Genomic DNA, 6,610 nt, shown 5'->3' with positions numbered 1-6,610 from the left:
AACTGACAGACTCAATTTTCAGTAAATAGAAAAGGAGATGATCCGCAATTGCGGGTTATCTCCTTTTTCCTTATTGGGGTGTCCAAATCTCATCTTCACTATAATTATTATGTAAACTAAATATGAGATAACTATATCTAAACATTTTATAGAACTATAGATTTAATTATTTTATTTATTAACTAATTAAATTGAACATAAAAGCAATATTCAAATTGAAAAATAAAGTTAAAAAGATGCAATAATCTGATTTTTAAAATCACTTAATTTGGTTTTTGTCTCAGACGACGCGAAAATATTTTAGGCGGGTAGTTGATCATCTCGATTGTGCTCATCGGCAATTTTGAAATTAGCCCAAATTTTAACAAAATAAGGGCTAAAATCAGGTGTTATTTCTTACAAATAACACTTCACTAATCCCGGTATTATGCGAAACACTAATTACTAATTTTGAAGAAATGTTATTTGTTTTAAATAAAAACAAATAACATTCTTCTGTTTTAGGCCATTTTGGTTGCTATAAATAGGTGTAAAAGTGTAGTTAGCCCTTATTTCTTCGTTTTATTTTCCGTTAAGATATTATGTAAACTAAACATAACATAAAAAACGTCACGTTACAAAACATGGCGTTCTTAATTAACTCGATAATAATGACGCGGTTCGTTAGCAAATGGCGGCATATAGTGACCATAAATCCGGAGGTTACCATCACCAGCTGAACGGTCATCACTGTCATTGCCATTCATATAGGTAGGCATATAAACGCGGGTACGCGAATTATGTTGCATCATCCCCGTCTGATAATTAAAGTCGACTCCCGGTTCAACGTTAAATAGGAAAACATTGAAGTTCAGGGTGCCATCAGTCGACAGGGCCTGGAGGTTAATGCCACGTGCCATTTTTTCATCGCCACGAAAGATTGGGGTGGCCTGATAAACAACGTGTTTCCCTTGCTCAATGGCATGACGAACCTCGGTCTCATAATATGTCTGCAAAATTTCGTTAGTAAAGTCGGTCTCAGTAAAGAGATTGCGGGGATTGTCCTGATCACCGAGTGCCCCCGCCCGAAATCGACCGGTTCGCTGGTCGATTCCACCGGTTAGGGAGTAGGCAATCAAGTGGCCCCGGTTATAAACGAGGTTGCCCGCATTATTATTATGCCAGCCGGTGGGTTGAAACACCTGGGCAGTCCGCAGCCGCGTATTGGCATGATTGCGGCTATTCAAAAAAGCAGTGTTGCTGCCAGAAGTCCGGTGTTCCTGATCTAACTGCTGGTAGATGACCTTATCCTTGCGCCAGGAATTCGGATTGAGGGTCGACCGACCACGATTTACCAGAACCACTGGATTGCTGCCAGAGCGATAGTCTAATTGCGCTAACTCATGGTACTGATTACCGGTGAGCCCACCAATCTGACTTGCGGGGCGGTGATCACGTTTGGCAAATTCAAGCCTTATTTGTTGTTCACAGCGAAAATCATGGTAAGCTGCCAAACCACCACCAATGACCAGACCAATGGCAAATAAGCAAATTATTCGGTAAATTTTAGTAGTGCTTGACAGTACTGTCACCTCGAAAAGACTTAATGTAACTATTTTAGCAATGAATCTTGAATCGTCAAGCTCACCGCCTTCCTTATGTGTTATCCTATAATAAATAACACTTAGGGATGATCAGCATGCGACAAATTGTATTACCAATCAAAGACTCCAATGTCTTAGCAGAGGTTCAGGACACCCTATTGCATAATTTCAAAGCAGGGCGGCGAAACTATACGATCTTTCAAGTTGGCAAGGCGACACTACTGCGAGTCAGCGACGTCCTGCGGCTGAAACAGACGGACGTATTCGACGACTATGGGGCGATTCGGCAACACGCCTTCATTAAAGATAAGAAGACCGGTAAACCTAACACCCTATACCTGCGCCCGGTCATGAACGACCTGGCCATCTATCAGCAATGGCTGAAGCGCAACCACTATGAAGGAAGTACAGAATGGCTATTTCCCTCAACGACCCGACCAGATAAGCATATCGATGAGCGGCAATTTTACAACGTCATGCACAGAGTAGGGGAGCTGCTAGACATCAATTATCTGGGGACTCATACGATGCGCAAGACCGGTGCTTATCGGGTCTACGTCCAAAGCAATTATAACATCGGTCTTGTAATGCGGTTGCTCAACCATTCCAGTGAGGCAATGACCTTGGCCTACCTCGGACTCGACCAGGTCAGCCGGGAACAGATGCTGGATAAGATCGACTTTGGCTAAGCTTTGTGGGGATTGTGTAAGTCCCCACAATTTTTTAAAAAATTTTATGTCAACCGGTTGACATAAAGAACAAAAACAAGTATTATTAAAAGCGTTGAAAGAGAAATACTTCACAAACTTACTAAGGAGATGGCTTTCGATGGCATTTAACAAAAGCCTTGCTGGATACTTCGATGATCTGGCACACGTTGGAATTCCAACAGATGATATGAACAAGACGATCGCTTTCTGGGAGAAGCTTGGTTTTAAGAAGCAGGGTCAATTTGACACTGATGATCAAGGACACCAAGTAACGTTTATGAAGGCCGGTCATCTGATGCTCGAAATCTGGGACAGCGATGGTGCTGTACACCAGACAGGGGCAATCAACCATATTTCATTAAACGTTGAGGATGCGGACAACGCATTTAAGGCCGCTAAGGCAGAAGGATTCAACGTTAAGGAAGACGAAGTTCAACACCTCGACTTCTGGAGTCACGGGATCAAGTTCTTCAACATTACCGGTCCCAACGATGAAACCATCGAATTTTGTGAGATTGTTAAGAATTAATTAGGAGGATTTTTTGATGAAAGCATTAGTTTTAACTGGATTAAAGCAGCTTGAAGTTCAAGACTACGAAAAGCCGCAAGTTAAGCCCAACGAAGTATTGATTCACACCGCCTGGGCTGGTATCTGTGGTACCGACAAGGCCCTCTATGGTGGTCTGCCGGGTTCTGCCGATGCTGTTCCGCCAATTGTTTTGGGACACGAAAACTCAGGTGTTGTTGCTGCCGTTGGTGACGACGTTGAAAACTTCAAGGTTGGCGACCGGGTAAGTGTTGACCCTAACATCTACTGCCACAAGTGCCAATACTGCCGTTCATCCCGTCCAGAACTGTGTGAACACCTGGATGCCGTTGGTGTTACCCGTGACGGTGGTTTTGAAGAATACTTCACTGCTCCTGAAGAAGTTGTTTACCACATTCCAGACAACGTTTCCCTGGAAGCAGCTGCTGTTATCGAACCAATCTCCTGTGCTGAACACGGGGTTGACCTGCTCGAAACCCACCCATACCAAAAGGCTTTGATCATTGGTGACGGTTTCGAAGGTCAACTGATCGCCCAAATCCTTAAGTCCCGTAGTGTCCACGAAGTTACCCTGGCTGGTTCCAACGACGAAAAGCTGGAAAACAACAAGAAGCACTTTGGCTTCAAGACGATCAATAACGTTAAGCACCCAGAAGAAGTTAAGGCTGATTCTTATGACATCGTTGTTGAAGCCGTTGGTCTGCCACAAACTCAAGAACAAGCTGTTGAAGCTGCCGCTCGTGGTGGTCAAGTGCTGATGTTCGGTGTTGGTAACCCTGACTCCACTTTCAAGGTTAACACTTACAAGGTCTTCCAAAAGCAACTGAAGATCCAAGGTACTTTCATCAACCCATACACCTTCGAAGACTCAATTGCGCTCCTGCAATCCGGCGCTGTTGATCCACTGCCGCTGATTTCCCACGTCTTAGACTTTGACCACGTTGAAGACTTCGTTAGTGGTAAGCTGAAGGGTGTTTCAAAGGCAATCGTTAAGGTTGCTGGCGAAGAAGCCTAACTAATAACCAATCCATCCGAAAATAGTCTGTCTCGTTTCAGCGGGCAGGCTATTTTTGCTAGTTTATTATTGAGCATTAAAAGTGCTATTATTAAGAACAAGGGAGAAAGGGCGCCTTGATCATTACTGAACAATCAGGGCTGGATTTTCTTAAAACCAATTAATCCGGAGCAAATTATGAGCAAATCACACCATTTAAGTCGACGAGCATCACTTGTTTATGGAGCAGTGCTTTTACCAATCAATACTTTTTTAAAGCTTTACCTGCGCGATCAAGAGAAACACGAAAACGCCCACCAACAAACAGGTAAGCAGTACGAGATTAAACGTTCAAAATAATCGAGAATGGAGGCTTTTACGAAAAATTTTAACTTTTTTTGATATTTCCTTGCTATTTAAGCAAATTCTTGATAAGATAGTTTCTGTTGTCAAGTGATAACGTTTTGGAGGATTAGCTCAGTTGGGAGAGCGTCTGCCTTACAAGCAGAGGGTCACAGGTTCGAGCCCTGTATCCTCCATTGCGGCACCTAGCCGCATAATTAAATATTGGGCTATAGCCAAGCGGTAAGGCAACGGTTTTTGGTACCGTCATGCGCTGGTTCGAATCCAGCTAGCCCAATATTTGGTCCGTTGGTCTAGTTGGTTTAGGACGCATCCCTGTCACGGATGAGATCACGAGTTCGAGTCTCGTACGGACCGTCATTCAAGTCTTGCATCTGCAAGGCTTTTTTTATTTTTAAAATTCCTGTTGACGGCAAATGTTTGCACTCCTGTACAATGTTAGTGAATGTTAATAAAGGATGGGACTTGCCAATGCCATACCAACTAGTTTACCTACCAAAGAGCGGCAACAAAAACTACTGGACCAATGACCATGGTTTCACTCATAAGCTGAAAAATCACCGTTTCTGGGACGATTCCGCCCAGCTCATCGCTGATTTTCCAGTGCTCAAAGCACAGTATCCGACCGTCTTCAATAATCGCCGGGACGACCGTTTCTATATCCACGATGACAATGACGTGGTGGTCATCAAACTGATGGAGAAGCTTATCGTACCAGCAGCTTCCCAGCCCATTGCGCAACCTCCTGCGATCCCTATTAAGTACAATGCCAAAGAGTACTATGTCATCAGGGCCAACGTAGGTGAACGCCAGTATTACTATGATAGCGGGATTGGAAAAAGTGGTGCTCTCATTGTTCCAGGAGCAGGCGAGATTCGCTTCTGGAAACACCATGAGCTTGATAAGGTAATCGCTACCGCACAGAACCTCTGTCGGAACAAGAACTTCTTGAGAAAATTGCCCGGGCTCCTGCCTGAAAGCCTTGCCGTAATCAACATTCGAACGAACCAGACTGTTTGGCCTGCTCAGCCATCAAGACCAGTTGCAGCCATCGAAAACACTGATCAACCGTCCCAACCGACTGACTTGCTGGAGAAGGTTAAGATCCAGCTAAGCGATCACTTTGCCACGGCCAATCATGAGAACCTCCTTAACGATCAAGGGGTGCGGCCAGGAGAGCTAGTAGTTGACCTTGAGCGTTTCGATGCTGCGCGCGTATTTGCCGCGTTTTGCTACTTAACTGAGGCTCTTGCCCAGCGGATTACAGTAAATAAGCTGCTGGATAATTATGACCAGTCAATGCTGCAGGACTATCTGCATACGGTTGAACTCACTGATCCACACCAGCTAGACAACGACGCATTCGTAGAGTCCCTCCGGCAGACACGACAGGGGCGGCGGAAAATTAAGGACCTAAGTATCCTTCTTAATACGATCGGCGATAACATCGATCAAGCAACCATCTTAAAGCACCTGCTCAGTCACCAGTCTCTTCACAATCAGTACCATTACCGCAACCATGAACTTGGCAACCGATTGTTAGAAATGATTAAACCTACTGTTGAGAACGAAGAAATATAATGCCTTTGAGACAGTATTAGTTAGAGAATGCTGGATTGACACATATTTCAAGATATTAGATTGAGATTAAACCCTAAAAATTATCAAGCACGTAGCTGATCGGCTATGTGCTTTTCTTTTTAGGGTGAAGCGTACGCCCTTTAATGTTCACCTAGGGTTGCTCCCCGCTTGTGACACGATCAAATAGCACGTGAGATTGAGATAGGTACGATCTTGTGGTTAACACGGGTATGCGACCCCCGACGAACTACCGACGTCAAAAAAGTGGCCGGAAGCTTCAGAAATGCTGAGAGTTATCCATTCGTTGTCCTTGCGGATTCTTTGTGTTGCCGCTGATGAGTTGCCTTGAGCAAGTGCCAAACCAAAACACTAAGGGATGATGAATGAAGAGAGGGTGGAGTGATCTTAAACAACTGGGGGCAATATAAATTACTTAAATGAGTAAGCAATTATTTCAAACTGTTTATTGATTTAAGTAATCTATATCCTGTTCTTGATGTTGCTATACAACCATTCAGCCACTATCGGGCTGAGTGTTCGATGATGATGCTAATCGCTACGCTCAGCATATGAGTGGAGCGTTAAGGACAAGTACACCCTGAATATGGAAGAGAACACCAACAATCAAGAACAAGATCATAGGAATTGTAGTGACTGGCCTAGACCACTAGGGAAAAGTTGAAAAAAGTTCAATGCTTTTACTGCGCAAGTAATGACGGGTGAACAAACGTTTGCTATGATCCCTTTGTATCATATATGAGATGTACAATTTTGTTATAGATTATAACTATATAATAAAGTACTGTACGTTATTATATGTGGTATTATCTTT

5 protein-coding genes and 3 tRNA genes are annotated in these 6,610 nt (G+C 43.7%); 7 read left to right on the top strand and 1 reads right to left on the bottom strand.

Annotated elements, in window-relative coordinates; genetic code table 11:
• Positions 1–632: 632 nt before the first annotated feature.
• Complete coding sequence (locus ACI31J_RS07040; RefSeq protein WP_439773717.1) at positions 633–1,343, bottom strand: DNA/RNA non-specific endonuclease; 711 nt, start codon at positions 1,341–1,343, stop codon at positions 633–635.
• A gap of 335 nt (positions 1,344–1,678) precedes the next feature.
• Here ACI31J_RS07040 and ACI31J_RS07035 point away from each other — a divergent pair, with 335 nt between their 5' ends.
• From ACI31J_RS07035 to ACI31J_RS07005, 7 genes are all read left to right on the top strand, one after another.
• Positions 1,679–2,272: a site-specific integrase gene (locus tag ACI31J_RS07035; protein WP_439773716.1), complete on the top strand. Its 594-nt coding sequence runs from the start codon at positions 1,679–1,681 to the stop codon at positions 2,270–2,272.
• Between the two features lie 139 nt (positions 2,273–2,411).
• On the top strand, positions 2,412–2,822 hold the full coding sequence (locus ACI31J_RS07030; protein ID WP_439773715.1) for a VOC family protein: 411 nt from the start codon (positions 2,412–2,414) through the stop codon (positions 2,820–2,822).
• A gap of 16 nt (positions 2,823–2,838) precedes the next feature.
• Positions 2,839–3,855, top strand: a complete 1,017-nt coding sequence (locus tag ACI31J_RS07025; RefSeq protein WP_439773714.1) for a zinc-dependent alcohol dehydrogenase family protein — start codon at positions 2,839–2,841, stop codon at positions 3,853–3,855.
• Between the two features lie 445 nt (positions 3,856–4,300).
• Positions 4,301–4,373 (top strand) — tRNA-Val (locus ACI31J_RS07020).
• Positions 4,374–4,402: 29 nt separating this feature from the next.
• A tRNA-Gln gene (locus ACI31J_RS07015) sits at positions 4,403–4,474 on the top strand.
• A 5-nt stretch (positions 4,475–4,479) separates the two neighbouring features.
• Positions 4,480–4,554: transfer RNA gene (locus tag ACI31J_RS07010), tRNA-Asp, on the top strand.
• A 114-nt stretch (positions 4,555–4,668) separates the two neighbouring features.
• Entirely contained in the window at positions 4,669–5,778 is a 1,110-nt protein-coding gene (locus ACI31J_RS07005; protein WP_439773713.1) for a hypothetical protein, read from the top strand.
• Positions 5,779–6,610: the final 832 nt, after the last annotated feature.

Source organism: Limosilactobacillus sp. (genome assembly GCF_051873075.1).
GTDB lineage: Bacteria > Bacillota > Bacilli > Lactobacillales > Lactobacillaceae > Limosilactobacillus.
Note: the sequence above shows the minus strand (reverse complement) of the source record. Positions and strands in the feature narration are given on the sequence as shown.